The 26540-nt window shown below is 38.8% G+C and carries 25 protein-coding genes and 2 other annotated features; all 25 genes read right to left on the bottom strand.

Features of this window, described 5'->3' with window-relative positions; all coding sequences use genetic code 11:
* Positions 1 to 8: 8 nt before the first annotated feature.
* The gene (locus AAJG31_RS14280) at positions 9 to 1025 is read right to left on the bottom strand and encodes a sensor histidine kinase (protein WP_103118999.1); all 1017 of its coding nucleotides are present in this window, start codon (positions 1023 to 1025) and stop codon (positions 9 to 11) included.
* Positions 1026 to 1040: 15 nt separating this feature from the next.
* Positions 1041 to 1721 (bottom strand): response regulator transcription factor, encoded by a 681-nt coding sequence (locus AAJG31_RS14275; RefSeq protein WP_082148187.1) that lies wholly within the window; start codon positions 1719 to 1721, stop codon positions 1041 to 1043.
* Between the two features lie 158 nt (positions 1722 to 1879).
* Entirely contained in the window at positions 1880 to 3067 is a 1188-nt protein-coding gene (tuf, locus tag AAJG31_RS14270) for an elongation factor Tu (protein WP_004233614.1), read from the bottom strand.
* Positions 3068 to 3203: 136 nt separating this feature from the next.
* The gene (fusA, locus tag AAJG31_RS14265; protein ID WP_066038311.1) at positions 3204 to 5282 is read right to left on the bottom strand and encodes an elongation factor G; all 2079 of its coding nucleotides are present in this window, start codon (positions 5280 to 5282) and stop codon (positions 3204 to 3206) included.
* A gap of 42 nt (positions 5283 to 5324) precedes the next feature.
* Positions 5325 to 5795: a 30S ribosomal protein S7 gene (gene rpsG, locus AAJG31_RS14260; protein WP_004233610.1), complete on the bottom strand. Its 471-nt coding sequence runs from the start codon at positions 5793 to 5795 to the stop codon at positions 5325 to 5327.
* A gap of 44 nt (positions 5796 to 5839) precedes the next feature.
* Positions 5840 to 6259, bottom strand: coding sequence for a 30S ribosomal protein S12 (gene rpsL, locus AAJG31_RS14255; protein ID WP_004233609.1), 420 nt, complete (start codon positions 6257 to 6259; stop codon positions 5840 to 5842).
* A 99-nt stretch (positions 6260 to 6358) separates the two neighbouring features.
* Complete coding sequence (locus AAJG31_RS14250; RefSeq protein ID WP_279493447.1) at positions 6359 to 6607, bottom strand: ribosomal L7Ae/L30e/S12e/Gadd45 family protein; 249 nt, start codon at positions 6605 to 6607, stop codon at positions 6359 to 6361.
* A gap of 138 nt (positions 6608 to 6745) precedes the next feature.
* The gene (gene rpoC, locus AAJG31_RS14245; RefSeq protein ID WP_048395560.1) at positions 6746 to 10429 is read right to left on the bottom strand and encodes a DNA-directed RNA polymerase subunit beta'; all 3684 of its coding nucleotides are present in this window, start codon (positions 10427 to 10429) and stop codon (positions 6746 to 6748) included.
* 202 nt (positions 10430 to 10631) lie between these two features.
* Entirely contained in the window at positions 10632 to 14207 is a 3576-nt protein-coding gene (gene rpoB / locus AAJG31_RS14240; protein WP_175400790.1) for a DNA-directed RNA polymerase subunit beta, read from the bottom strand.
* Between the two features lie 242 nt (positions 14208 to 14449).
* Positions 14450 to 15052, bottom strand: a complete 603-nt coding sequence (locus tag AAJG31_RS14235) for a class I SAM-dependent methyltransferase (protein ID WP_036077767.1) — start codon at positions 15050 to 15052, stop codon at positions 14450 to 14452.
* Between the two features lie 76 nt (positions 15053 to 15128).
* A complete protein-coding gene (rplL, locus tag AAJG31_RS14230; protein WP_004233598.1) occupies positions 15129 to 15488 on the bottom strand; it encodes a 50S ribosomal protein L7/L12 in 360 nt (119 codons plus the stop codon).
* 73 nt (positions 15489 to 15561) lie between these two features.
* Positions 15562 to 16062 (bottom strand): 50S ribosomal protein L10, encoded by a 501-nt coding sequence (gene rplJ, locus AAJG31_RS14225; protein ID WP_004233596.1) that lies wholly within the window; start codon positions 16060 to 16062, stop codon positions 15562 to 15564.
* A 32-nt stretch (positions 16063 to 16094) separates the two neighbouring features.
* Positions 16095 to 16240 (bottom strand) — a sequence feature (ribosomal protein L10 leader region).
* Positions 16241 to 16293: 53 nt separating this feature from the next.
* Positions 16294 to 16992, bottom strand: coding sequence for a 50S ribosomal protein L1 (gene rplA, locus AAJG31_RS14220; RefSeq protein WP_004233594.1), 699 nt, complete (start codon positions 16990 to 16992; stop codon positions 16294 to 16296).
* Positions 16993 to 17108: 116 nt separating this feature from the next.
* Positions 17109 to 17534 carry a 50S ribosomal protein L11 gene (gene rplK / locus AAJG31_RS14215; protein ID WP_004233593.1) on the bottom strand — a complete coding sequence of 142 codons (426 nt, stop codon included), beginning with the start codon at positions 17532 to 17534 and terminating at the stop codon, positions 17109 to 17111.
* A 229-nt stretch (positions 17535 to 17763) separates the two neighbouring features.
* Positions 17764 to 18297, bottom strand: coding sequence for a transcription termination/antitermination protein NusG (nusG, locus tag AAJG31_RS14210; RefSeq protein WP_004233590.1), 534 nt, complete (start codon positions 18295 to 18297; stop codon positions 17764 to 17766).
* Between the two features lie 354 nt (positions 18298 to 18651).
* A complete protein-coding gene (secE, locus tag AAJG31_RS14205; protein WP_004233589.1) occupies positions 18652 to 18837 on the bottom strand; it encodes a preprotein translocase subunit SecE in 186 nt (61 codons plus the stop codon).
* A gap of 48 nt (positions 18838 to 18885) precedes the next feature.
* Positions 18886 to 19032 carry a 50S ribosomal protein L33 gene (rpmG, locus tag AAJG31_RS14200; RefSeq protein WP_279493453.1) on the bottom strand — a complete coding sequence of 49 codons (147 nt, stop codon included), beginning with the start codon at positions 19030 to 19032 and terminating at the stop codon, positions 18886 to 18888.
* A gap of 77 nt (positions 19033 to 19109) precedes the next feature.
* Positions 19110 to 19757, bottom strand: a complete 648-nt coding sequence (gene sigH, locus AAJG31_RS14195) for an RNA polymerase sporulation sigma factor SigH (RefSeq protein WP_004233587.1) — start codon at positions 19755 to 19757, stop codon at positions 19110 to 19112.
* 68 nt (positions 19758 to 19825) lie between these two features.
* Entirely contained in the window at positions 19826 to 20338 is a 513-nt protein-coding gene (locus AAJG31_RS14190; protein WP_054548958.1) for an NYN domain-containing protein, read from the bottom strand.
* A gap of 2 nt (positions 20339 to 20340) precedes the next feature.
* A complete protein-coding gene (gene rlmB, locus AAJG31_RS14185) occupies positions 20341 to 21093 on the bottom strand; it encodes a 23S rRNA (guanosine(2251)-2'-O)-methyltransferase RlmB (RefSeq protein WP_054548957.1) in 753 nt (250 codons plus the stop codon).
* Positions 21093 to 21512: a Mini-ribonuclease 3 gene (locus AAJG31_RS14180; protein WP_048395554.1), complete on the bottom strand. Its 420-nt coding sequence runs from the start codon at positions 21510 to 21512 to the stop codon at positions 21093 to 21095. Before AAJG31_RS14180 ends, rlmB begins: the two co-directional genes overlap by 1 nt.
* Positions 21513 to 21517: 5 nt before the next feature.
* Positions 21518 to 22918 (bottom strand): cysteine--tRNA ligase, encoded by a 1401-nt coding sequence (gene cysS, locus AAJG31_RS14175; protein ID WP_279493455.1) that lies wholly within the window; start codon positions 22916 to 22918, stop codon positions 21518 to 21520.
* A 61-nt stretch (positions 22919 to 22979) separates the two neighbouring features.
* Positions 22980 to 23198, bottom strand: a binding site (T-box leader).
* 50 nt (positions 23199 to 23248) lie between these two features.
* On the bottom strand, positions 23249 to 24709 hold the full coding sequence (gene gltX, locus AAJG31_RS14170; protein ID WP_279493456.1) for a glutamate--tRNA ligase: 1461 nt from the start codon (positions 24707 to 24709) through the stop codon (positions 23249 to 23251).
* Positions 24710 to 24798: 89 nt separating this feature from the next.
* Complete coding sequence (ispF, locus tag AAJG31_RS14165) at positions 24799 to 25275, bottom strand: 2-C-methyl-D-erythritol 2,4-cyclodiphosphate synthase (RefSeq protein ID WP_004233581.1); 477 nt, start codon at positions 25273 to 25275, stop codon at positions 24799 to 24801.
* Positions 25276 to 25416: 141 nt separating this feature from the next.
* Positions 25417 to 26358 carry a serine O-acetyltransferase EpsC gene (gene epsC / locus AAJG31_RS14160; protein WP_004233580.1) on the bottom strand — a complete coding sequence of 314 codons (942 nt, stop codon included), beginning with the start codon at positions 26356 to 26358 and terminating at the stop codon, positions 25417 to 25419.
* Between the last annotated feature and the right edge of the window lie 182 nt (positions 26359 to 26540).

The raw sequence follows: 26540 nt of genomic DNA, 5'->3' as shown, positions 1-26540 counted from the left end.
CATTTTCGTCATCTACCTGTTAGTTTCGCATATTCATTTTGTAAGGGGAAACGTAGTGTAAATAGCGAGCCTTCACCAACTTTAGATTGAACATTAATACGAATACCAATTTTATGGGCTACATTAGATGCTAAATAGAGACCCATACCTGTAGATTGAGAGGATTCCCTTCCCGCTGTTCCTGTATAAGATTTTTGAAAAATCCTAGGTAAATCGTCTAAAGGTATACCCCTACCTATATCTTTAATATGTAGTAATGTTGCACCTGAAGAATCATGTTCTGTAAAGATTGTTATCTCAGAATTTACTGGGCTATACTTGATGGCATTCGAAAGAATTTGTCGAATAATAAAAGCTAGCCACTTGCCATCTGTCATAACCATCTCTGTCAGTTCACCAATTTCAAAGCCAATGCCTTTTTCAAGACACCAAGCTTGCATAGCTCGGATTTCTTTATAAATAATGGGCTTTAGTTCAATCTCATTTAAATAATTATCTTTTTCAATAGCGTATAATCTTGTTTGATGCAGTTGTTGATCAACCAAAAGATGTAGTCTTAGCCATTCATTCTCTAATTTTCGACGTAGCTGTAAATCCTCAATATGTTCAAACATTAAATTAATGGCAGTTAAAGGTGCTTTTACTTCATGGACCCAAGCTAATAGTTCATCAGAATGTTCCTGTATCTGCACTTTGGCTTGATTTAACTCTAAATTCTTTTCAAAAAAGGCATCCTCCATTTTTCGAAAGTATACTTCTTGAAAAGGAGATAAAGCTAAACTATTTCTATGTGCATCATCAAGGTGGCTATCCATATTTCCCAGGAAATCTTTTAATTTCCCAACTTCGATGACATAGCGACACCAAAAAAAGAGTATAAAACATACAAGTAAACTAACGTTTACATACCAAATAGAAACCCCATTTAAACCAACATCTAAAGAAAATAGCACATTTAGAATTATTAGAGTAAAAATGAAAAATCCAATCCAAGCAAAGCGTTCTCTAACAAATAATAATAACAACTTCCCTCACATCCCTCAGCTTACTGCCATATAACCAAGTCCCTTTTTTGTTAGTATTACCTCATGTAAACCAATATCCTCTAGCTTTGCACGTAACCGATTAACGTTTACAGACAAAGTATTATCGTTTACGAAACGTTCGTCGTCCCATAGTTTTCTCATTAGCTCGTCTCTTGAAACGATATGATTAGCCTGCTCCACTAATATTCTTAAAATAAAAAGTTCATTTTTTGTTAAAGAAGCAATGGCACCATTATACATAATTTCACTTCTCGCATAATCAATTATGGCATCGTTAAAACGTGTAACATCCATTTTTTCTTCAACGTAATCATAGGTTCTACGTAAAATAGCCTGTGCTTTTGCGAGTAAAACTTCCATATGAAAAGGCTTTTGAATAAAATCATCAGCCCCCATTTGCATAGCCATCACCATATCCATCGGGTGATCTCTGGAAGAAAGAAAAAGGATTGGCACTTTGGATAAATGACGAATTTCACGACACCAATGAAAGCCGTCATAGGCAGGCAATTGAATATCAATTAGCACGAGATGGGGCTTCTCCTCTATAAAGTCATCCATCACCTTCTGAAAATTTTTAGGTCCCACCACGTTTAGTGACCACTGCTCAAAACGTTCTTGAATCATGCTAAAAATAGAAGGATCATCTTCAATCAGCAAAATTTTCATGTCCATACTCAGTTCCCCTTTCCCTTTAATTATTTACGCTAGAGGACATGCTTGTGGTTATGTACACATACACTAATTAAAACTCTAATTTTTCTTTATTTTAACACAAAAAACCAATCTGTAGGCGTCCCTACAGATTGGTTTGGAATTAGCAAGAGCTAAAATTATTTTTGGATAGAAGCAACTACGCCAGCGCCTACAGTACGGCCACCCTCACGGATAGAGAATTTAGTACCTTCTTCAAGAGCGATTGGAGCGATAAGTTCAACTGTCATTTCGATGTTATCACCAGGCATTACCATTTCAACGCCTTCTGGTAAGTTACAGATACCTGTTACGTCAGTTGTACGGAAGTAGAACTGAGGACGGTAGTTAGAGAAGAATGGAGTATGACGGCCACCCTCTTCTTTTGATAAAACGTAAACTTCAGCTTTGAAGTTAGTGTGTGGAGTAATTGAACCTGGTTTAGCTAATACTTGACCACGTTGGATTTCTTCACGAGCAACACCACGTAGTAAAGCACCGATGTTGTCACCAGCTTCAGCATAGTCTAATAATTTACGGAACATTTCTACACCAGTTACAGTAGTAGATTTAGCTTCTTCAGCGATACCGATGATTTCAACTACGTCACCAACTTTAACTTGACCACGTTCAACACGGCCAGTTGCAACTGTACCACGACCAGTAATAGAGAATACGTCCTCTACTGGCATCATGAATGGTTTGTCAGTTTGACGTTCTGGAGTTGGGATGTAAGAATCTACAGCGTCCATTAATTCAACGATTTTTTCTTCCCATTCTGGTTCACCTTCAAGAGCTTTAAGAGCAGAACCTTTGATTACAGGAATATCGTCACCTGGGAAGTCATATTCAGATAGTAGGTCACGGATTTCCATTTCTACTAATTCTAATAATTCTTCGTCGTCAACCATATCACATTTGTTCATGAATACTACTAAGTATGGAACACCTACTTGACGAGATAAAAGGATGTGTTCACGAGTTTGTGGCATTGGGCCGTCAGCAGCAGATACTACTAAGATACCGCCGTCCATTTGAGCAGCACCAGTGATCATGTTTTTAACATAGTCAGCGTGTCCTGGGCAGTCAACGTGTGCATAGTGACGAGTTTCAGTTTCGTATTCTACGTGAGAAGTATTGATTGTGATACCACGTTCTTTTTCTTCTGGAGCGTTATCGATATCAGCGTAAGATTTAGCTGTACCACCCATTTTTTTAGAAAGAACTGTAGCGATTGCAGCAGTTAAAGTAGTTTTACCATGGTCAACGTGTCCGATTGTACCAATGTTAGCATGCGTTTTAGAACGGTCAAATTTTTCTTTAGCCATTAGAGATTGCCTCCTCAAAATTGTATGTTTTAGATTTAAAATTTATAGAATGAATGCTGATAGAGAACGGGCCCATCCCCTATCCTGCAATCATAGCTTACAAATTAGTTATACTTTATGCAAGATGAAATTTCAATTATTCACCTTTATTTTTTTTGATGATATCTTCAGAGATTGATTTTGGTACTTCTTCATAATGATCGAATACCATTGAGAATACACCACGACCTTGCGTTGCAGAACGTAAAGTTGTTGCATATCCAAACATTTCTGAAAGTGGAACCATCGCACGAACAACTTGAGCGTTACCGCGAGCTTCCATACCTTCTACGCGACCACGGCGAGAAGTGATGTTACCCATGATATCACCAAGATATTCTTCAGGAATTACAACTTCAACTTTCATCATAGGCTCTAAAAGAACTGGACTACATTTTGATGCAGCAGCTTTAAGTGCCATAGATGCAGCGATTTTAAATGCCATTTCGTTTGAGTCAACATCATGGTATGAACCATCGAATAATTTCGCTTTGATGTCGATTAATGGGTAACCAGCGATTACACCGCGGTCAAGCGAGTCACGAAGACCTGCTTCTACAGCTGGAATATATTCACGTGGTACTACACCACCAACGATAGCATTTTCGAATTCAAAGCCTTTACCCTCTTCATTTGGAGAGAACTCGATCCATACGTCACCGTATTGACCACGACCACCTGATTGACGAGTGAATTTACCTTGAACTTGAGCAGAGCCACGGAATGTTTCACGGTAAGATACCATTGGAGCACCTACGTTAGCTTCTACTTTAAATTCACGGCGCATACGATCAACTAAGATATCAAGGTGAAGCTCACCCATACCTGAGATAATTGTTTGACCAGTTTCTTGGTCTGTATGTGCACGGAATGTTGGATCTTCTTCTTGTAGTTTTTGTAAAGCTTGACCCATTTTATCTTGGTCAGCTTTTGATTTTGGTTCTACAGAAAGAGAGATAACTGGTTCTGGGAACTCCATAGACTCAAGGATAACAAGGTTTTTCTCTTCACAAAGAGTGTCACCAGTTGTTGTATCTTTAAGACCTACAGCAGCTGCGATATCACCAGCAAATACTTTTGAAATCTCTTCACGGCTGTTAGCGTGCATTTGTAGGATACGACCTACACGTTCACGTTTACCTTTTGAAGAGTTTTGTACGTATGAACCTGATTCAAGAACACCAGAGTACACACGGAAGAACGTTAATTTACCTACGAATGGGTCAGTCATAACTTTAAATGCTAAAGCTGAGAATGGCGCTTCGTCTGATGATGGACGTTCAGTTTCATCACCATCTGGAGTTGTACCTTTAATAGCTGGTACATCAACTGGTGATGGTAAGTAATCGATAACTGCGTCAAGCATTTTACGAACACCTTTGTGTTTGAATGCTGTACCACAGATTACTGGGTAGAATTCTACAGCGATTGTCGCTTTACGGATAGCCGCTTTAAGCTCTTCTTTTGTAATTTCTTCACCAGCAAAGTATTTTTCCATGATTTCTTCGTTAACTTCAGCGATTGCTTCGATTAACTTCTCACGGTATTCTTCAGCTTGCGCTTTGAATTCTTCAGGAATTGGTTGACCTTCACGTAATGCTGTACCTTCTTCGTTATCGTAGTAAGTTACATCCATTTCAACTAGGTCAATAATTGCTTTGAACTCATCTTCCGCACCAATTGGTAATTGGATTGGATGAGCATTTGCTTGTAAACGCTCGTGTAAAGTACCTACAGAATATAGGAAATCTGCACCCATTTTATCCATTTTGTTAATGAATACGATACGTGGTACACCGTAAGTTGTAGCTTGACGCCATACAGTTTCTGTTTGAGGTTCAACACCAGATTGAGCATCAAGTACAGTTACTGCGCCGTCAAGTACACGTAAAGAACGTTCTACTTCTACAGTGAAGTCTACGTGTCCAGGAGTATCGATGATGTTTACGCGGTTGCCTTTCCATTGAGCTGTTGTCGCAGCAGAAGTGATTGTGATACCACGTTCTTGCTCTTGCTCCATCCAGTCCATTTGAGAAGCGCCTTCATGAGTTTCACCGATTTTGTGAATCTTACCTGTGTAATAAAGGATACGCTCAGTTGTTGTTGTTTTACCAGCATCAATGTGAGCCATGATCCCAATATTACGAGTATTCTCTAGTGAGAATTCGCGTTTCATTAGGTATTTCTCCTTCCATATTGGGCTTATGCTATGTTTAGATTACCAACGGTAGTGAGCGAATGCTTTGTTCGCTTCTGCCATTTTGTGCATATCTTCACGTTTCTTAACTGATGCACCAGTGTTGTTAGAAGCATCAAGGATTTCGTTAGCTAAACGCTCTTCCATAGTTTTTTCACCACGAAGACGAGAATAGTTAACTAGGTAACGAAGACCTAAAGTTGTACGACGTTCTGGGCGTACTTCAACTGGTACTTGGTAGTTAGAACCACCAACACGGCGAGCACGTACTTCAAGAACTGGCATTACGTTATTTAGAGCAGCTTCGAATACTTCGATTGGATCTTGACCAGAACGTTCTTTAACTAGTTCGAACGCACCGTATAAAATCTTTTGAGAAGTACCTCTTTTACCATCAATCATCATTTTATTGATTAAACGAGTTACTAGTTTTGAATTATAAATTGGATCTGGTAACACGTCACGTTTGGAAACAGGACCTTTACGAGGCATGTGTTTTCCTCCTTTCATTGAGTAAATATATAGTGGGATTTAAATTATTTTTTTTCTTTAGGGCGTTTTGTACCGTATAAAGAACGTGATTGCATACGACCGTTTACACCAGCAGTATCAAGAGCACCACGAACGATATGGTAACGAACACCCGGTAAGTCTTTTACACGACCGCCACGGATAAGAACAACACTGTGCTCTTGTAAGTTGTGGCCTTCACCAGGAATGTACGCTGTAACCTCGATTTGGTTAGTTAAACGTACACGAGCGTATTTACGTAACGCTGAGTTTGGTTTTTTAGGCGTCATTGTACCTACACGAGTACAAACACCACGTTTTTGTGGAGATTTAACATCAGTTAAAGATTTTTTAAATGAGTTATATCCTTTGTTTAACGCTGGTGAATTTGATTTCGTGATTTTAGATTTACGAGGCTTACGTACCAATTGGTTAATTGTAGGCATCGATTTTTCCTCCCTTCATTCCTTCTTTTTTTAATACCACACATCCAGGTGGTTCATTTTTTGGGTAAAAACAAAGTCTTTGTGCATTTTACACAAAAACTACTCTACAGTAATCGCAACTACCGCAGCTCCAACATGGATTCCACAGGCTTTGCCCAGTTCCTTTTTGGACTCAACAAGAATAACTGGTATACCGATTTCTCTCGCGAAAGATATGGCCGAATCGGTTACCCAATTGTCTGCATCAAGTGCCACATAAAGTTCTTTCACTGAACCAGCTCGCATTGCTTTTACTGCTTGCTTTGTACCTATGATTGTTTGACTAGCCCTTACTTTATCATAAGACATTTACATATCCTCCGAAGTACAGACAGTTAACTATCAACCTTCAATATATTATCATTACTCATTTACACTGTCAACTAATATCTTGAAAAAGTCCGAAGAGATGATGAAAATATGCATCTCTTCGGCCTAATTTAATGTTTATTCAGCAGAAACGACTTCTGTGTCAAGCTCATCTTTTTCGATGCGGATTTGACGATAACGTTGCATACCAGTACCTGCAGGAACAAGTTTACCGATAATTACGTTCTCTTTTAATCCAAGAAGTTCGTCACGTTTACCCTTAATTGCTGCATCTGTTAACACACGTGTTGTTTCTTGGAACGATGCTGCAGATAAGAATGATTCTGTTTCAAGAGAAGCTTTTGTAATACCAAGGATAACAGGGCGACAAGTTGCAGGGTTTTTGCCATTCATAACAGCGTCTACGTTTGCCTCTGAGAATTGGTGGATATCTAGTAATGAGCCAGGTAGTAATTCTGTATCTCCAGCTTCAATTACACGCACTTTACGAAGCATTTGGCGAACCATTACCTCAATGTGTTTATCCCCAATTTCTACCCCTTGCATACGGTATACTTTTTGAACTTCTTTTAATAAATATTCTTGAACAGTTGAAACGTCTTTGACTTTTAGCAATTGTTTTGGATCGATAGAACCTTCTGTTAAAACTTGACCACGTTCTACATTATCACCTTCGATAACTTTCAAACGTGCGTTATAAGGTGCTTGATACTTACGAGTTTCTACGTCACCTTGAATTGTAATTTCTTTTAAGCCTTCACGAATTTCTGTGATATCTGAAACCGTACCAGCAATTTCTGAAATAACAGATTGACCTTTTGGATTACGTGCTTCAAAGATCTCTTGGATACGTGGAAGACCTTGTGTAATATCATCACCGGCAACCCCACCTGTATGGAATGTACGCATTGTTAACTGTGTACCTGGTTCACCGATTGATTGAGCCGCAATAATACCAACTGCTTCCCCAACTTCAACCTTCTCACCTGTCGCCAAGTTCATGCCGTAACATTTTTTACAAACGCCGTGTTTTGTATTACATGTAAATGCTGAACGGATTGTCACTTCTTCAATACCAGCCTCGATAATTGCACGAGCGATATCTTGGTCGATTAAACCGTCTTTTGCAAGAATTACTTCACCAGTTTCAGGGTGGAAGATTGTTTTCTTCGTATGACGACCAACAATACGTTCATCTAGAGCTTCAATTAACTCTGTGCCTTCCATTAATGCACCAATCGTTAAGCCACGGTCAGTACCACAGTCATCTTCACGAACGATAACATCTTGTGCAACGTCAACAAGACGACGCGTTAAGTAACCTGAATCGGCAGTTTTTAGGGCTGTATCGGCAAGACCTTTACGAGCACCGTGAGTTGAGATGAAGTACTCTAATACTGTTAAACCTTCACGGAATGAAGATTTGATTGGAAGTTCGATAATACGACCAGCCGGGTTGGCCATCAGACCACGCATACCAGCTAGCTGAGTAAAGTTAGATGCATTACCACGGGCACCTGAATCAGACATCATGAAAATTGGGTTTGTTTTCTCAAGTGACTTCATCAGCTTCGCTTGAATTTCATCTTTTGCAGCACTCCAGCTTGAAATAACGCGATCATAACGCTCATCCTCAGTAATGAAACCACGACGGAATTGCGCTTGAACTTTATCTACTTTCTCTTGAGCTTCTGCTAAAATTTCACCTTTATCAGGTAATACCACGATATCAGATACACCTACAGTAATACCTGCACGTGTTGAATATTTGAAACCTAGGTTTTTCATACGGTCAAGCATTTTAGATGTTTCCGTAATGTGGAAACGTTTAAATACTTCAGCAATGATATTTCCTAAGAATTTCTTACGGAATGGGTTTACAACAGGTACTGATGCAAAGTATTTACGCAATACAGCTGTACGTTGTGCATCAATTTTCCCTTTTTCATCTAAATTATTATAAGCACTATCTGATTCAAGCTCTTTAAGTGTTTCTTCATCAATTGTTAACTTAGCAAAGTATTTTTCTGGTGTTACTTGCTCTAAGTTGAAATCAGTTGGCTCATTAATATAAGGGAATGATTCCGGTAAGATTTCATTAAAGATTACTTTACCGACAGTTGTTAATAAGAACATATTATTTTGTTCTTCAGTGAATGTCGGATTATTTAATGAACTTGCTTTAATTGCGATACGTGTATGCAAGTGTACATGACCTGTATCATAGGCAATTAAAACTTCATTTGGACCATAGAAAACAGTACCTTCACCACGTGCGCCTTCACGTTCAAGTGTTAAGTAGTAGTTTCCTAATACCATATCTTGAGAAGGTGTTACAACAGGTTTACCGTCTTTTGGATTCAGGATGTTTTGTGCAGCAAGCATTAGAAGACGAGCTTCAGCTTGAGCTTCAGCTGATAATGGTACGTGAACCGCCATTTGGTCACCATCGAAGTCAGCATTATAGGCTGTACATACTAATGGGTGAAGACGAATAGCACGACCTTCAACTAGTGTTGGTTCAAATGCTTGAATTCCAAGACGGTGAAGCGTTGGTGCACGGTTTAGTAATACTGGATGCTCACGGATAACATCTTCTAAAACGTCCCATACGTCGTTATTTAAACGTTCGATTTTACGTTTAGCAGATTTAATGTTATGAGCAAGACCACGCTCTACTAATTCTTTCATAACGAATGGCTTGAATAATTCGATAGCCATTTCTTTTGGTAAGCCACATTGGTACATTTTTAAGTTTGGACCTACTACGATAACCGAACGACCAGAGTAGTCAACACGTTTACCAAGTAGATTTTGACGGAAACGACCTTGTTTACCTTTCAACATATGTGAAAGTGATTTTAACGGGCGGTTACCAGGACCTGTTACAGGACGTCCACGACGACCATTATCGATTAATGCATCAACAGCTTCTTGTAACATTCGTTTTTCATTTTGTACGATGATGCTCGGAGCACCTAAATCTAATAAACGTTTTAAACGGTTATTACGATTAATTACACGACGGTATAAATCGTTTAAATCTGAAGTCGCGAAACGACCACCATCTAATTGCACCATTGGACGAAGCTCTGGTGGAATAACAGGTAGTACATCTAGAATCATCCATTCAGGTGAGTTTCCTGAGTTACGGAAAGATTCAACAACTTCTAGACGTTTAATGGCACGAGTACGTCTTTGACCTTGAGCAGATTTTAACTCCTCTTTTAAAGATTGTGTTTCATCTTCTAGGTCGATTTTACCTAATAATTTTTTGATTGCTTCTGCACCCATTGATGCTTCGAATGTATTACCGAATTTTTCACGGTATGCACGATACTCTTTTTCAGATAGTAATTGTTTACTTTCTAAATTAGTAGCACCTGCATCGATCACAACGTATGAAGCGAAATAGATAACTTCTTCAAGAGCACGAGGTGACATATCTAAAATTAGACCCATACGGCTAGGAATACCTTTGAAGTACCAGATATGAGAAACTGGTGCTGCTAATTCGATATGTCCCATACGTTCACGACGAACTTTAGCACGTGTTACTTCAACGCCACAACGATCACAAACTACGCCTTTATAGCGTACACGTTTATATTTCCCACAGTGACACTCCCAGTCCTTAGTTGGACCAAAAATACGCTCACAGAATAAACCATCTTTTTCTGGTTTTAGTGTACGGTAGTTAATTGTTTCAGGTTTTTTAACCTCTCCATATGACCAAGAACGAATCTTGTCAGGTGATGCTAAACCAATTTTCATATATTCAAATTCATTAACGTCTATCAAGGAGCCTACCTCCCTCTAGTATAGGTCTTTATAAAGACTCTTTTACGCAGCTCGATAATCGTTTGCAAAGATTGCCTCTTTGGCAAAGGATTAGAAATAGAATGATTTATTAAAAGAAAAAGCCAGGCAGGGCGTTAAATCCTGCCCGGCTAATTTGAAAAATAAGTTTGACCATATTCACATTTGTGAATTTGGTTTTCCATTATTCAAAAGACTCTACTGGCTCTTCTTCTGTATCTGGCTGTGGTGCAATGTTAAGTGCATCAGCTGGCTGAAGATCGTCTTCTTCGTCTAAATCGCGAAGCTCTACTTCTTCATCATTAACTGTTAACATCTTAACATCCATACCAAGAGATTGAAGTTCTTTAATCAATACTTTGAATGACTCAGGAACACCTGGCTCTGGTACACTTTCACCTTTAACGATGGCTTCATATGTTTTCACACGACCAACAACGTCATCAGATTTAACCGTTAAGATTTCTTGAAGTGTATACGCAGCACCATAAGCTTCAAGTGCCCATACCTCCATTTCACCAAAACGTTGTCCACCAAATTGCGCTTTACCACCAAGTGGTTGTTGCGTAACAAGTGAGTAAGGACCAGTTGAACGTGCATGAAGTTTATCATCAACCATGTGAGCAAGTTTGATCATATACATGATACCTACTGATACACGGTTATCGAATGGTTCACCAGAACGTCCATCATACAGGATTGTTTTACCGTCACGGTTCATCCCAGCTTCTTCCATTGTTTCCCAAACGTCTTCTTCATTAGCACCATCAAATACTGGTGTTGCCATGTGAACGCCTAGATAACGAGAAGCCATACCTAAGTGTAACTCTAAAACTTGTCCGATATTCATACGGGAAGGTACACCAAGTGGATTTAACATGATATCAACAGGCGTGCCATCTGGCATGAATGGCATATCTTCTTCTGGTAAGATACGAGAGATAACCCCTTTGTTACCATGACGTCCGGCCATTTTGTCCCCAACACGAATTTTACGTTTTTGAACAATATAAGCACGAACTAATTGGTTAACACCTGGTGGTAATTCATCGCCATCTTCACGGTTAAATACTTTAACATCAAGAATGATACCGCCAGCACCGTGTGGTACACGTAATGAAGTATCACGAACCTCACGAGCCTTTTCACCGAAGATTGCATGTAATAAACGCTCTTCAGCAGTTAATTCTGTAACCCCTTTAGGCGTTACTTTCCCAACAAGAATATCACCGTCACGTACTTCCGCACCAATACGGATAATACCACGTTCGTCTAGGTTACGAAGTGCATCTTCTCCGACGTTTGGAATATCACGAGTGATTTCTTCTGGTCCAAGCTTTGTATCACGAGATTCTGATTCATATTCTTCGATATGAACAGATGTATAGACATCGTCTTTTACAAGGCGCTCACTCATAATAACAGCATCCTCATAGTTAAAGCCGTTCCAAGTCATGAATGCAACCAGTACGTTACGTCCAAGAGCTAGTTCGCCTTTTTCCATTGATGGACCATCTGCTAAAATGTCACGAGGTTTCACACGTTCGCCTACTTTTACAAGTGGACGTTGGTTATATGAAGTACCTTGGTTAGAACGAATGAACTTCTGTAATTTATATTTTGTTAAATCGCCTTTAACCTCTTTGCCGTCTACAACTTCAATGCGGCGTACATGGATAGAGCGAGCTTCAACGTGCTCAACAATACCATCATACTTCGCTACTACAGCTGCACCTGAATCACGCGCATCAACATGTTCCATACCAGTACCAACGAATGGTGCTTCTGGGTTAAGTAGTGGAACTGCTTGACGTTGCATGTTGGCACCCATAAGTGCACGGTTCGAGTCATCGTTTTCTAAGAACGGTATACATGCAGTCGCTGCAGAGACAACTTGTTTAGGAGATACATCCATGTAGTCCATTTGCGCTTTATTGAATACCGTGTTATCACCACGGAAACGACCTACTACTTCATCATTTACAAAAGTACCATCTGGATTTAACGGTGAATTTGCTTGTGCTACATAGTAGTTATCTTCTTCATCAGCTGTTAAATAATCAATTTGCTCTGTTACTCGACCTGTTTCGTGGTCAATACGACGATAAGGTGTTTCAATGAAGCCAAATTTATTAACTTTGGCAAATGAAGATAATGAGTTGATTAATCCAATGTTTGGACCCTCTGGTGTCTCGATCGGACACATACGACCATAGTGAGAGTAGTGAACGTCACGTACTTCGAAGCCAGCACGCTCACGCGTTAAACCACCAGGACCTAATGCAGATAGACGACGTTTATGCGTTAACTCTGCTAATGGGTTTGTTTGGTCCATGAATTGTGATAATTGAGAGCTTCCGAAGAACTCTTTAATCGACGCAATCACTGGACGGATATTGATTAATTGTTGTGGTACGATCGCAGCTGTGTCATTAATTGACATACGCTCACGTACTACACGTTCCATACGAGATAAACCGATACGGAATTGATTTTGTAGTAACTCACCAACAGAACGTAGGCGACGGTTACCTAAATGGTCAATATCATCTGTTGCACCTACTTGGTAAAGTAAGTTAAAGAAATAGCTTACTGAAGATAAAACATCAGCAGGTGTAATATTCTTCACTTCTTCATCAATGTACGCATTACCAATGATATTAATTTCTTTTTGAGCTTCATCCTTTGGAGCATAAATCTTAATAGATTGGATGGTTACATCATCTTCAAGCACTCCACCGACTTGTGATAAAGTGCGGTAACCAATACCTTTTGATGAATCTTCTAGGTAAGGTAGAATTTTATCTAAAGTACGACGATCTAGTACTGTACCTTTTTCTACTAAAATTTCGCCTGTTTCTGGATCTACAAGCGTTTCAGCAATCGTTTGGTTGAATAAACGATTTTTAATGTGAAGCTTTTTATTCATTTTGTAGCGACCAACATTCGCTAAATCATAACGTTTAGCATCGAAGAAACGAGAGTATAATAAACTCTTCGCACTTTCTACTGTTGGTGGCTCACCTGGACGTAAACGTTCGTAGATTTCTAAAAGCGCTTTTTCTGTACTTTCAGAGTTATCTTTTTCTAACGTATTACGTAGATACTCGTTATCACCGATAATATCGATAATTTCTTGATCTGAACCGAAACCTAATGCACGTAGTAACACTGTTACTGGTAGCTTACGAGTACGATCAATTCGCACATAAACTACGTCTTTCGCATCAGTTTCATACTCTAACCAAGCACCACGGTTTGGAATAACTGTAGCTCCAAAGCCTTTTTTACCGTTTTTATCAGTTTTATCATGGAAATACACACTTGGTGAACGAACTAATTGTGAAACGATAACACGTTCAGCACCGTTGATAATGAACGTACCTGTTTCTGTCATTAACGGGAAATCACCCATGAAGACATCTTGTTCTTTCACTTCGTCTGTTTCTTTGTTGTAAAGACGTACTTTCACACGTAATGGAGCTGCGTAAGTAACATCTCGCTCTTTACACTCATCAACATCATATTTAGGCTCACCTAATGAATAATCGATGAATTCTAATGAAAGATTACCTGTAAAGTCCTCGATCGGCGAAATGTCACGGAACATTTCACGTAAACCTTCTTCAAGGAACCACTCGTAAGACGCCGTTTGAATCTCAATCAGATTTGGAAGCTCAAGCACCTCTTTAATACGCGCAAAGCTTCTACGCTGGCGGTGTTGTCCGTACTGAACTAGTTGACCTGTCAACTCATTCACCCCTCAATAAAGCGATATTAGGTCTTTGCAAAATCATACAAATAGTGTATGATTTCGAAAGACAAAAAGAAAACGAGTCTTCAAAAAGATCTCATTTTCGGTTAACTAAACTTATCTTGGCAAGTATACCCATATTAAAACAATTCTATACAAAAAGGGCATACGACCTCAAAATAATATTTTTGCATTGTATCATATTATCATAGCCGATTTGTCAAGTCAATAAATTATACATATTTCATTTATTTTTTTGCGCGTACTATCCAGTACCCTTTTTTCTTTTCTACTACATCGACTTCTGAAAACTTTTCTTCTAAGTAACTTACTGTCGATGGCGCTCCTTGTTTCTTCTGAATGACTACCCAGAGTTCACCCGAAGACACTAGCCGATCGTAAGCTCCATCGTAAAAGCGGAAAATCGTTTCCTTCCCCGCACGAATTGGTGGATTCGTTAAGATAGCTGCTGCATCTACATCTTTATCAACCATCGATAGGCCGTCACTCACAAATATTCGCACATTTTGAACACCGTTCACTTGCGCATTTTTTTGCGAAAGCGCAACTGCACGTTCATTAATATCCATCATAAAAACGGTACGGTCTGGATTAGTTTTGGCAATCGATAACCCTATCGGCCCGTATCCACAACCTACATCAAAAATCGCACCATCAATATCAGGCATTTGAAAAGCGTCTATTAAAACACGGGATCCAAAATCTACTTCGCTTTTACTAAATACACCTGCATCCGTTTCGAATGAAAACGTATGCCCTAGTAACTTGAATGTCCAGTGACGTGGTTTACTTTCAGTTTGAGGCTTACTTGTATAATAGTGATCTGACATTTTCACGCCTCCTCAGAATGAAGAAAAAAGCTCGCCAAAATGACGAGCTTTCCTTTTGTTAAAAAGTAACGCGAGATTACTTAACTTCTACAGATGCGCCAACTTCTTCAAGTTTAGCTTTGATTTCTTCAGCTTCATCTTTAGAAACGCCTTCTTTAAGAGCTTTAGGAGCGTTATCTACTACTTCTTTAGCTTCTTTAAGACCTAAACCAGTGATTTCACGAACCACTTTGATTACTTTGATTTTTTCTGCACCAGCAGATGCTAATACTACGTCAAATTCTGTTTTTTCTTCAGCTGCAGCAGCACCACCAGCAACTACTGCTACTGGAGCAGCAGCTGTTACACCGAATTCTTCTTCGATAGCTTTTACTAAATCGTTTAATTCAAGAACTGTCATAGCTTTGATAGCTTCTAAGATTTGCTCTTTATTCATTATAATTTCCTCCTAATTGGATAATGTTTTATTTTTTTGCGATCAGGCCGCAGAAGTATTAGTGCGTACTAAATTACGCGCCTTGTTCTTCTTTTTGTTCTGCAACAGCTTTTGTTGCAAGTGCGAAGTTACGCACTGGAGCTTGAAGTACAGATAAAAGCATAGAAAGTAGACCTTCGCGTGATGGAAGTTCTGCAAGTGCTTTAACATCTTCAACAGAAGAAATAGTACCTTCAATAATACCAGCTTTAATTTCTAAAGCTTCGTTTTTCTTAGCGAACTCGTTGATGATTTTAGCAGGCGCTACAACATCTTCATTTGAGAACGCAATTGCGTTAGGACCAACTAATACGTCGTTGATTCCTTCAAGGCCAGCAGCTTCAGCAGCACGACGAGTTAAAGTGTTTTTGTAAACTTTGAACTCAACGCCAGCTTCACGAAGTTGTTTACGAAGCTCTGTTACTTGTGCAACATTAAGACCACGGTAATCCACAACTACTACAGAAGCAGCGCCTTGGAATTTTTCAGTAATCTCTTGAACTTGTACTTGTTTGTTTTCGATTGCTTTGCTCATGATGACACCTCCTATTAGAATGGGTCATTTATACCGACAAAAGAAAAGCCTCCGAGTCAAATAGACACAGAGGCTGAAAGTCATCATCTTTAAATAAGAATCTGAATTCCGATGTCCTCGGTAGGAACATTAAGTGACAAGTCACTCCTACTGTCTACGGTACAAATGGATAATTCACAACAGCAACTATAGTATCACGTATAGCCACTATCGTCAATACATATATATAAATTATTTTACTACTACGTTAGAAGCGTCAATTTTAACCGCTGGACCCATTGTAGTTGTAACATTTACAGATTTCATGTAAGTACCTTTAGCTGCAGCAGGTTTTGCTTTTTGAACTACATCAAAAACAGCTAAGAAGTTTTCTACTAATTTTTCTGCTGAGAAAGAAACTTTACCGATAGGAGCGTGGATAATACCAGCTTTATCAGCACGGTATTCTACTTTACCAGCTTTGATTTCTTCGATAGCTTTTGTTACATCAAAAGTAACTGTACCAGTTTTAGGGTTTGGCATTAAACCTTTAGGCCCTAATACACGACCAAGTTTACCAACTTCACCCATCATGTCAGGAGTTGCTACGATTACATCGAAGTCAAACCAACCTTGTTGGATTTTTTGGATGTATTCTGCATCGCCTACATAGTCAGCACCAGCTGCTTCAGCTTCTTTAAGCTTTTCACCTTTTGCAAATACTAATACGCGTTGAGTTTTACCAGTACCGTTTGGTAGTACTACTGCACCACGGATTTGTTGGTCGTTCTTACGAGTATCAATACCTAAGCGGAAAGCAACTTCTACAGTAGCGTCGAAGTTTACTGTGCTAGTTTTTTGAGCAAGTTCGATTGCTTCTTGTGCAGTGTAAAGTGCGTTACGATCAATTAATTTTGCTGCATCTTGCAGTTTTTTACCTTTTTTAGCCATTATATATTTCCTCCTTGATTGTGGTTATAGCGGATTTTACCTCCCACGAATAAAGGTTGCGTGTTCACAAAGAAACTTCGCAACCTTCCAAAAAACAAAACATCAAGTAAATGGGATTAGTCTTCGATAACAATACCCATGCTTCGTGCAGTACCTTCAACCATTAACATAGCAGCTTCTACTGAAGCAGCGTTAAGGTCTGGCATTTTAGTTTCAGCGATTTCGCGAACTTTATCACGTTTAACCGTTGCCACTTTTTTACGGTTTGGTTCACCAGATCCAGATTGGATACCAGCTGCTACTTTAAGTAGAACTGCTGCAGGTGGAGTTTTTGTAATGAAAGTGAAAGAACGATCCTCGAATACTGAAATTTCAACTGGGATAATAAGACCAGCTTGATCAGCAGTACGCGCATTAAATTCTTTACAGAATCCCATGATGTTCACACCCGCTTGACCTAATGCAGGACCAACCGGTGGAGCTGGGTTAGCTTTACCAGCAGGGATTTGAAGTTTAACAACTTTAATAACTTTTTTAGCCACGAGACACACCTCCTTAAGTCCGTGATGTGGTAATTGGGTTGCCCCTCCCACTCAATATCTGTCTGTCAGCTAAGTGCCGATAACATTAAAATTATCATTACAGACGTCAAACAAAAGTATGACAGTCTGACCTATGAAATGATACCACTTTTAATTTTTTTAAGCAAGTAGTAATTAACAAAATCTGCGAAACATCTACCAATTAGCATGTAATGTTCTATTGTTAGAACTATAATTTTTGAACTTGTTCGAAATCTAGCTCCATAATCGTTTCGCGACCAAACATATCAACCGTCACTTTAATTTTCCCTTTTTCTGTGTCAATTTCTTCAACACGTCCTTGGAAATGAGCAAACGGCCCTTCTAATACTTCTACTGCTTCACCAACAGTAATGTCCACTTCTACAACTTTATCAGTCATACCCATTTGTTGTAGTAAACGATCTGCTTCTTCAGGTAATAACGGTGTTGGTTTTGCTCCTCCACCAGATGAACCGATAAAGCCCGTAACACCAGGCGTATTTCGAACTACATACCAAGAATCATCTGTCATGATTAACTCTACTAACACATAACCAGGGAAAACTTTACGCATCATTGTACGTTTTTTTCCATCTTTCATTTCTGTTTCTTCATGCTCAGGAACAATCACACGGAAGATTTTATCTTGCATTCCCATTGTTTCTACACGTTTCTCTAGGTTTGCTTTTACACGGTTTTCATACCCTGAATACGTATGAACAACATACCAATTTTTCTCCATAACTACTAGGACTCCTCGTCCGTCCCTCCCTTACAAATAAAAGTGAAAATGAATCGCGATACGCTCAATGCATTTTTACTCTTTTCACAAACATCTCATTAGAAAAATATAGCTTTCGCTAATTACTTGCGAAAGCTCGATGATATATACCGAAACTAGCATAGTCATCAATCGCTACTATCATACTCTCCTAGTAGTATTTATCATAATGAGGAGATTTTACTGCTTTGCGCTTCACTTCACCCATCCCATCGATCCCATTAGATGGAGTTTTCTACTGAATGAAGATAAAACAAACGAAAAAACCCGTTATTGCAATGGACGGGCTATTTCAAAAATATGCTATTTACTAAATTATAAATCTAAGTACCAGCGGAATAATGATGAAATACCTAAGTCAACTAACACAAAAAATAAAGCCATAATGACAACAGTTGAAATTACAACGACTGTATATTTCGTCAGTTCTTTACTTTTCGGCCAGCTTGTTTTGCGCATTTCTGACATTACATCGCTGAAAAAGCTTTTGATCTTGCCCATTCTAGCTTAACCTCCGAATCAATCAAATCTGTCTATTTACATATCATTTTATAGCGTTTGTTTATGCATTGTATGTTCATTGCAATGCGAGCAAAATTTCTTTAATTCGAGACGTACAGTTGAACCTTCTTTAGCTGTGAACGTGTAATTTCTCGAACCACATTTCTCACAATTTAGCACGACTTTTTTTGCCATATAATCACCTTTTTCGGCACTTTGTCTTTTTAAGACTAACACCTATATTTGTCAATGTCAATAAAGGCCTAAATGGGCTAAGACATTTCCTCAAGGACTAAATGACGTTCTAATTTACGTTTTACCCGCTGCAATGCATTATCGATAGATTTCACATGACGATTTAATTTGGCAGAAATTTCATGATAAGACTGACCGTCTAGATATAAGGCTAAAACTTGTAGCTCTAATTCACTTAAAATCTCACTCATCTTTTCTTCTAAATATCCAAACTCTTCTCTATGAATCATCAATTCTTCTGGATCATCCATAATAGCACCCGTTAGTACATCCATAAGCGTTCGGTCTGACTCTTCGTCGAATATAGGCTTGTCCAAAGAGATATAGGAATTTAGAGGTATATGCTTTTGCCTAGTTGCTGTTTTAATAGCTGTGATAATCTGTCTTGTAATACATAACTCTGCAAAAGCTCTGAATGATGCAAGCTTATCTCCTTTAAAATCACGAATCGCTTTATATAAGCCTATCATGCCCTCTTGTACAATGTCTTCCTTATCTGCTCCGATTAAAAAATAGGATCTTGCCTTCGCTCTTACTAACAAACGGTATTTTGTAATTAAATAATCCAACGCATCTGTATTACCTTGATGCACCATTTCAATAAGCTCTTCATCATTGAATCGTTCAAAATCTTGTGTCACTTGTACAATGCTATTTTTAAACATGGTATCACCTCAGCCACAACAGATAATTAGAAACAGTATAACGGAATTGGAAAATATGCGTCAATCAATCATTTCAACCCTCGTCGCCATTTTTCAAAGGCGAGCGCAACATCTGGCTTTAATTCTATACGGGAAGGCGGCTTACTTTCTTGCTTCCGCTTCACATCATGAGTAATTTTATGTTGGATAATACTTGTATCAATTTCTAGCTCTCTAGCCGACTTCCTTAAGGCACCATTCCCAAATATAACACTTTGCTCTGCCATATCAGAAGTTGCTACATGAATTTGTACATTTCTAGCCTTTAATTCATGTGTCATTTTTTCAATACGTTCATCTGCTGTTTCATTTTTTCGTGTATAAATGACTTCTACATCATTTTCTATATAAGATTGCTCTACTCCTGGTACAAGATGGGCGTCAAAAACAATAATTACGCGCCAACCCATTGCCGCTTTATATTCAGCCATGAGTTCTATCAACCTTCTTCGCGCATCCTCAAAATTTGTATCACGCAATGGCCGCAGCTCTTTCCAAGATCCAATCATATTATAGCCATCAACAAGCAAAATGTTTTTCATTGTTATTCAATCGCTTCTTGACGTTTACGATACACTTCGTACATTAATAAAGCCGCTGCTACTGATGCGTTCAGTGATGTGACATGCCCAACCATCGGTAAGTGATATAAAAAATCGCATTTTTCTTTTAATAAACGCCCCATCCCTTTGCCCTCACTACCGATAATGATGGCTAATGGTAATGTTGCATCCATTTTTCGATAATCTGCAGATCCCTTTGCATCTGTCCCTGCAATCCATACACCGCGTTCTTTTAATTCATCTATAGTTTGAGCAAGATTGTTTACACGTACAACTGGAACGTGTTCAATCGCTCCTGTAGATGCCTTTGCCACTACTGCTGTTAGACTCACTGATCGGCGCTTAGGAATAATAATACCATGTGCTCCTATAGCATCAGCCGTTCTCATAATAGACCCTAGATTATGAGGATCCTCTAACTCATCTAAGATTAAGAAAAAAGGATCTTCCTGTTTATTAGCTGCGGCTGCAAATAAATCCTCTAGTTCAGCATACTTATAAGCGGCAACAGAAGCAACGATACCTTGATGATTAGCACTTGATAATTGATCAACTTTCTTTTTTGGGACAAATTGAACTATGACACCACGTTCACGGGCTAAATCTAGCAGTTCATTGACGCCAGATTTTTTTACTCCTTCTGCAATCCATACTTTATTCATATCGCGGCCTGAACGAAGTGCTTCTAACACTGGGTTTTTACCGGCAATAATTTCACCATTCTGTTCTGCCATTATTTAGACACTCCTTTTGATTCCTCGATTATTTGAATAGCATATGCAATGATTTCGTAGACGCGTTCTAGTTCATTCAATAAATATAAACTACCAAGCACCGCCTCAAAGCCTGAGCTATTACGATAGGTTTGGACATCCGTATTTTTTGGTACAGAGCCGGATTTGGCATTGCGTCCACGGCGGAACACAGCCAATTCCTCCTCTGTTAAATAATTTTCATCCATCATGCGATGAACGATCATCGATTGCGCTTTTGCTGAGACGTAGCGAGTTGCCTCTCGATGTAGTGTGTTTGGTTTAACACGACCAGAGCGTAGCAAATATTCTCGGACCTTTTGTTCCAATACGGCATCACCCATATAGGCTAACGCCAGCGCTTTTAATTGTTTAACATCTTCATTGCGAAGTTTATCCAACTTAATTACCCTCGTTTCCATCTAGTTCCTTGTCGTGTATCTTCTAAAATGATACCTTGGGCTTGCAAATGGTCACGGATCTCGTCAGAGCGAGCAAAATCACGATTTTTACGTGCCTCGACACGCTCTTGTAGTAATGCTTCAATTTCTTCGTCTAATAGTTCTTCTTCTTTTGCAAATTCAATACCTAAGACGTCACCTAGTACTTCAAAGGTTTCAATAAAGGTTTCTAATACCTTCTTGCAAGTATTGGCTTCATTTAAGTAAATATTAGCAATACGAGCTACTTCAAATAATACAGAAATAGCGTTGGCTGTATTAAAATCATCATCCATTGCCTCTTCAAAATGCGCTTTCTGTTCCGCAATTTTGTTCAGCCATTCTTCTGAATGATCACCTAAACTTACAGTAGTCGTAAGGCGATGCTTCACATTGTTGTATGCTGTACGAATGCGCTCTAAACCTGACGCAGCAGCTTCTACTAGGTCCTTCGCAAAGTTAATTGGATGACGATAATGGACAGATAGCATGAAGAAACGCAATATCTGCGGGTCAATTTGTTTACGGATATCATGCACAAGAATAAAATTCCCAAGAGATTTTGACATCTTTTCATTATCAATATTAATATACCCGTTATGCATCCAATAACGCGCAAATGTTTTATCATTGTGTGCCTCTGATTGAGCAATTTCATTTTCGTGGTGAGGGAAAGTTAAATCCTGCCCACCAGCATGAATATCAATAGTATCTCCTAAATGTTCACGAGCCATTACAGAACACTCAATATGCCACCCTGGACGGCCATCTCCCCATGGGCTTTCCCAGAATATCTCACCTGGCTTAGCAGCTTTCCATAAAGCAAAATCTAGCGCATCATCTTTTTTCTCGCCCGCTTCAATACGAGCACCGATTTTTAAATCGTCAACTGATTGGTGTGATAATTTACCGTAGCCATCAAATTTACGAGTACGGTAATACACATCTCCAGCAGACTCATAAGCGTAGCCCTTTTCAATTAGCACTTGAATAAATTGAATGATATCGTCCATATGCTCTGTCACACGTGGATGAACATCTGCCTTTTTGCATCCCAGTGCTGTAACATCTTCAAAATAGGCTGCAATAAAACGCTCTGTTAATTCATGTACTTCTTCACCAAGCTCATTTGCTGCTTTAATAATTTTATCGTCTACATCCGTAAAATTGGAAACAAACTTTACATCATAGCCTTTATATTGAAAATAACGACGTACTGTATCATAAACAATTACAGGACGTGAATTCCCAATATGGATATAGTTATAAACCGTAGGACCGCAGACATACATTTTTACCTTGCCCTCTTCTAGCGGTACAAAGGTTTCCTTTTGTCGTGTTAATGAGTTAAAAATTTGAATACCCATTGTATTTCACTCTCCTTTTCTGTTGAATAAAAAAAGCGCCTCTATCACTCCTAAAAGGAATGACAGAGACGCTCGATTTGCGTGGTTCCACTCTGATTGAAGACAAAAAGCCTTCCACTTTGGACATCCATTAACGGGGATGACTCGATAAAGCCTACTCTCGTTCAGCTTTATGCTCAAAGGTGCATTTCAGTTTTGCCTAGGCTCAGACCACTTTCAGCCGATGATGGTCCTCTCTTAAGAGCATGCGCCACTTACTTCTCCTTATCAACGCTTTTTCAATGTAAATACATTTTACAACGAAAGAATGAATTGTCAATAAATTTATCTTTATTGTGCAAATTTTTCTACACGGTCAATTGCTTTCTCTTTACCAATTAAACAAATGGCGTTCGGCAACTCTGGTCCATGTGTTTCACCTGTTGTCACAACACGGATTGGCATGAACAGATTTTTACCTTTATGACCAGTTGTCTTTTGTACAGCTTTAATCGCAGCTTTTACCGCATCTGGTGTAAACTCTTCTAGCTCTTCCAATTGTGCTTTAAATGCCGCCATTACTTCAGGTACTTGCTCTCCTGCTAAAACCTCTTTTGCTTCTTCATCATATTCAATATGGTCGTTAAAGAATAGGCTAGATAATTCGACAATTTCTGCACCAAAGCTCATTTGGTCATGATAAAGTGCGATTAAATCCGTCGCCCAAGCATGTTGCTCTGCAGTAAGTTCTTCAGGTAATAAGCCTGCTTTTTGTAGATGTGGTAAAGATAATGCTACCACTTCTTCCAAAGACAACTTTTTAATATATTGATTATTCATCCATGTTAGCTTTTGTTTATCGAACATAGATGGTGATTTTGAAAGACGTTTTTCATCAAACATTTTGATAAATTCTTCTTTTGAGAAAATCTCTTCTTCTCCCTCTGGAGACCAACCGAGTAGCGCAAAGAAGTTAAACATCGCTTCAGGAAGATAACCTAAATCTTTATATTGCGTAACAAATTGAATAATCGATTCATCACGCTTAGATAGTTTTTTACGGTTTTCGTTAATAATTAATGTCATATGTCCAAAGCGTGGATATTCCCAACCAAATGCATCAAAAATCATCATTTGCTTTGGTGTATTCGATAAATGCTCCTCACCGCGGAAAACGTGAGAGATTTCCATAAAGTGATCATCTAAAACAACCGCATAGTTATATGTTGGAATACCATTTGCTTTTACAAGCACCCAATCACCAATATCTTTAGACTCAAAGGTAACTTGTCCACGAACTAAATCTTCAAATTCGTATGTTACACTTTCAGGTACACGCATACGGATTGTGTATGGCTCACCTGCCGCTTCTTTAGCAGCGATTTCATCTGCTGATAAGTGGCGACATGTACCATCATAAGTAGGAGCAGCTACACCTCTTGCTTTTTGTTCTTCACGAGATGCTTCAAGCTTTTCAGAAGAACAGAAACACTTGTAGGCTACACCTTGCTCTAATAGTTTTTCAGCGTGCTCTTTATAAATATCAAGACGTTCCATTTGACGATAAGGCGCATAAGGTCCACCAATATCAATGGACTCATCATATTCAATACCTAACCATTTTAGGTTATCTAGCTGAGATGCTTCTCCGCCCTCTACATTACGTTCAATATCCGTATCTTCAATACGTACAATGAATTTACCGTTATGATGTTTTGCATATAAATAATTGAATAATGCTGTACGCGCTCCACCGATATGTAAATAACCTGTTGGAGATGGCGCGTAACGAACGCGAACTTCTTTCGTCATATTAAAAGCCTCCTAAATTTTCGATCAAAAATTGACTTTGTTCATTTTACCACTCTGTTACAGGAAATAAAAGCGGGGTTCATCCACATTTATTTCTTGATCAATAGAATTGTTGCCATTGCCGCAATACCTTCCTCGCGACCTGTAAAACCTAATCGTTCAGTTGTAGTTGCTTTAACATTTACCTGTGAAGGCTCTGCATGTAATAATTCGGCGATACGTTGTTGCATCTGTCCAATATAGGGTGCCATTTTAGGACGCTGTGCCATAATGGTACAATCGACATTACCTAGAGAATAACCCTTATCCTCAACAATCTTCCAAATGTACTCTAATAATTTTGCTGAGTCCGCGTCCTTAAATGCAGGGTCTGTATCTGGAAAATGACGGCCAATATCCCCTTCTCCAATTGCTCCTAGAGCCGCATCTGTGACAGTGTGTAAGAGAACATCCGCATCTGAATGTCCTACTAGTCCTTTTTCATGCGGAATGGTAATGCCACCAATAATTAATGGACGACCTTCTTCAAATGCATGTACGTCAAAACCTTGTCCAATTCGAAACATATTCATCTTCCTTTAATTAATATTTATCATTATCATATCAAAATTTGCCCTAGGTTGTTTGAAAAGCGCTTTAATAATTATCCTCCTATAGCAGTAATGGGCAGTTTAGAAAGCTACACTCTCTAGACTGCCCCACATTCTTTAAATATGATACTCTATATTTTTCATTTGACTGTTGCTAATATTCGGAGATGGCTGTGAATTATAAACACGTGAATAAGGGGGAACAGAGTGTGTTAGCCAAATATTACTTCCTAAAACGGAATCGTGCCCAATCGTCGTCTCGCCCCCTAAGATAGTAGCACCAGCATAAATGACAACATTGTCGGCAATATTCGGATGACGCTTAATGCCCTTAATTGGATTACCATTTTCATCTAATGGGAAGCTTAGTGCACCTAATGTTACACCTTGATAAATTTTTACATTCTTACCGATAGTACAAGTTTCACCGATAACTACACCTGTTCCGTGGTCAATAAAGAATGATTCTCCTATTGTAGCCCCTGGATGAATATCGATACCCGTTAATCGGTGCGCATATTCTGACATAATTCGAGGCACAATTTGTACACCCATTTCGTATAACTCATGTGCGATGCGGTGAATATAAACAGCCACAATAGATGGATAGCTTAGCAAAATTTCCTCTGTGGAAAGAGCTGCTGGGTCACCATTATATGCCGCTTGAATATCTGTTTGTAGCACTTGGCGAATGGCAGGAAATCGATTAATCAAATTCATAACAATTTTGTCTGCTTGTTCACGGCAATACTTCTCGCAATTGGCAGGATCACTATCCTCCATATTATAAAATAATACTTTTTCGATAATATCCCGCAAATCTAATGCTGTTTCACGCAGCTTATTACTGCAAACTACGTTCACCCTTGTTTCATCAATAGGTCTTGTCATATAAATGCCAGGAAACAGCACCTCATGGAAATTATCTATTATTTTTATAACCCGATCTCGTCCATCAAAGCCTATTGAGTTGTCAACGTCGATGTACTGTTTATTTATACTAGTTAATGAACCTGTAATTTCTGGAACCTTTTGATTTAACCAATCATTTAATGACACAATAAACACCCCTCACATCTTTTCATCTATTCTATTACCTTATTAATCATATATCCACTATTTCATTTTACACGTAAAACGATCACACATGGATAAAATCCACTTTATTGGAGCATTCCAACTTTTTATTCTCTTCTACGCCTTCGTTTCTAATTCGACTAGCAGTTATGTCATTATTATCA

The sequence above is a fragment of the Lysinibacillus sp. BS3 genome (assembly GCF_039614735.1).
Classification (GTDB): domain Bacteria; phylum Bacillota; class Bacilli; order Bacillales_A; family Planococcaceae; genus Lysinibacillus; species Lysinibacillus capsici.
Note: the sequence above shows the minus strand (reverse complement) of the source record. Positions and strands in the feature narration are given on the sequence as shown.

Bases quoted from the DNA above. Each gene is read 5' to 3' on its own strand.
- AAJG31_RS14275 (WP_082148187.1), bottom strand. From the start codon at position 1,721: ATGGACATGAAAATTTTGCTGATTGAAGATGATCCTTCTATTTTTAGC.
- tuf (WP_004233614.1), bottom strand. From the start codon at position 3,067: ATGGCTAAAGAAAAATTTGACCGTTCTAAAACGCATGCTAACATTGGT.
- fusA (WP_066038311.1), bottom strand. From the start codon at position 5,282: ATGAAACGCGAATTCTCACTAGAGAATACTCGTAATATTGGGATCATG.
- rpsG (WP_004233610.1), bottom strand. From the start codon at position 5,795: ATGCCTCGTAAAGGTCCTGTTTCCAAACGTGACGTGTTACCAGATCCA.
- rpsL (WP_004233609.1), bottom strand. From the start codon at position 6,259: ATGCCTACAATTAACCAATTGGTACGTAAGCCTCGTAAATCTAAAATC.
- AAJG31_RS14250 (WP_279493447.1), bottom strand. From the start codon at position 6,607: ATGTCTTATGATAAAGTAAGGGCTAGTCAAACAATCATAGGTACAAAG.
- AAJG31_RS14235 (WP_036077767.1), bottom strand. From the start codon at position 15,052: ATGTCAGATCACTATTATACAAGTAAGCCTCAAACTGAAAGTAAACCA.
- rplL (WP_004233598.1), bottom strand. From the start codon at position 15,488: ATGAATAAAGAGCAAATCTTAGAAGCTATCAAAGCTATGACAGTTCTT.
- rplJ (WP_004233596.1), bottom strand. From the start codon at position 16,062: ATGAGCAAAGCAATCGAAAACAAACAAGTACAAGTTCAAGAGATTACT.
- rplA (WP_004233594.1), bottom strand. From the start codon at position 16,992: ATGGCTAAAAAAGGTAAAAAACTGCAAGATGCAGCAAAATTAATTGAT.
- nusG (WP_004233590.1), bottom strand. From the start codon at position 18,297: ATGGAGAAAAATTGGTATGTTGTTCATACGTATTCAGGGTATGAAAAC.
- secE (WP_004233589.1), bottom strand. From the start codon at position 18,837: ATGGGCAAGATCAAAAGCTTTTTCAGCGATGTAATGTCAGAAATGCGC.
- rpmG (WP_279493453.1), bottom strand. From the start codon at position 19,032: ATGGCAAAAAAAGTCGTGCTAAATTGTGAGAAATGTGGTTCGAGAAAT.
- sigH (WP_004233587.1), bottom strand. From the start codon at position 19,757: ATGTTTAAAAATAGCATTGTACAAGTGACACAAGATTTTGAACGATTC.
- AAJG31_RS14190 (WP_054548958.1), bottom strand. From the start codon at position 20,338: ATGAAAAACATTTTGCTTGTTGATGGCTATAATATGATTGGATCTTGG.
- rlmB (WP_054548957.1), bottom strand. From the start codon at position 21,093: ATGGCAGAACAGAATGGTGAAATTATTGCCGGTAAAAACCCAGTGTTA.
- cysS (WP_279493455.1), bottom strand. From the start codon at position 22,918: ATGGGTATTCAAATTTTTAACTCATTAACACGACAAAAGGAAACCTTT.
- gltX (WP_279493456.1), bottom strand. From the start codon at position 24,709: ATGACGAAAGAAGTTCGCGTTCGTTACGCGCCATCTCCAACAGGTTAT.
- ispF (WP_004233581.1), bottom strand. From the start codon at position 25,275: ATGTTTCGAATTGGACAAGGTTTTGACGTACATGCATTTGAAGAAGGT.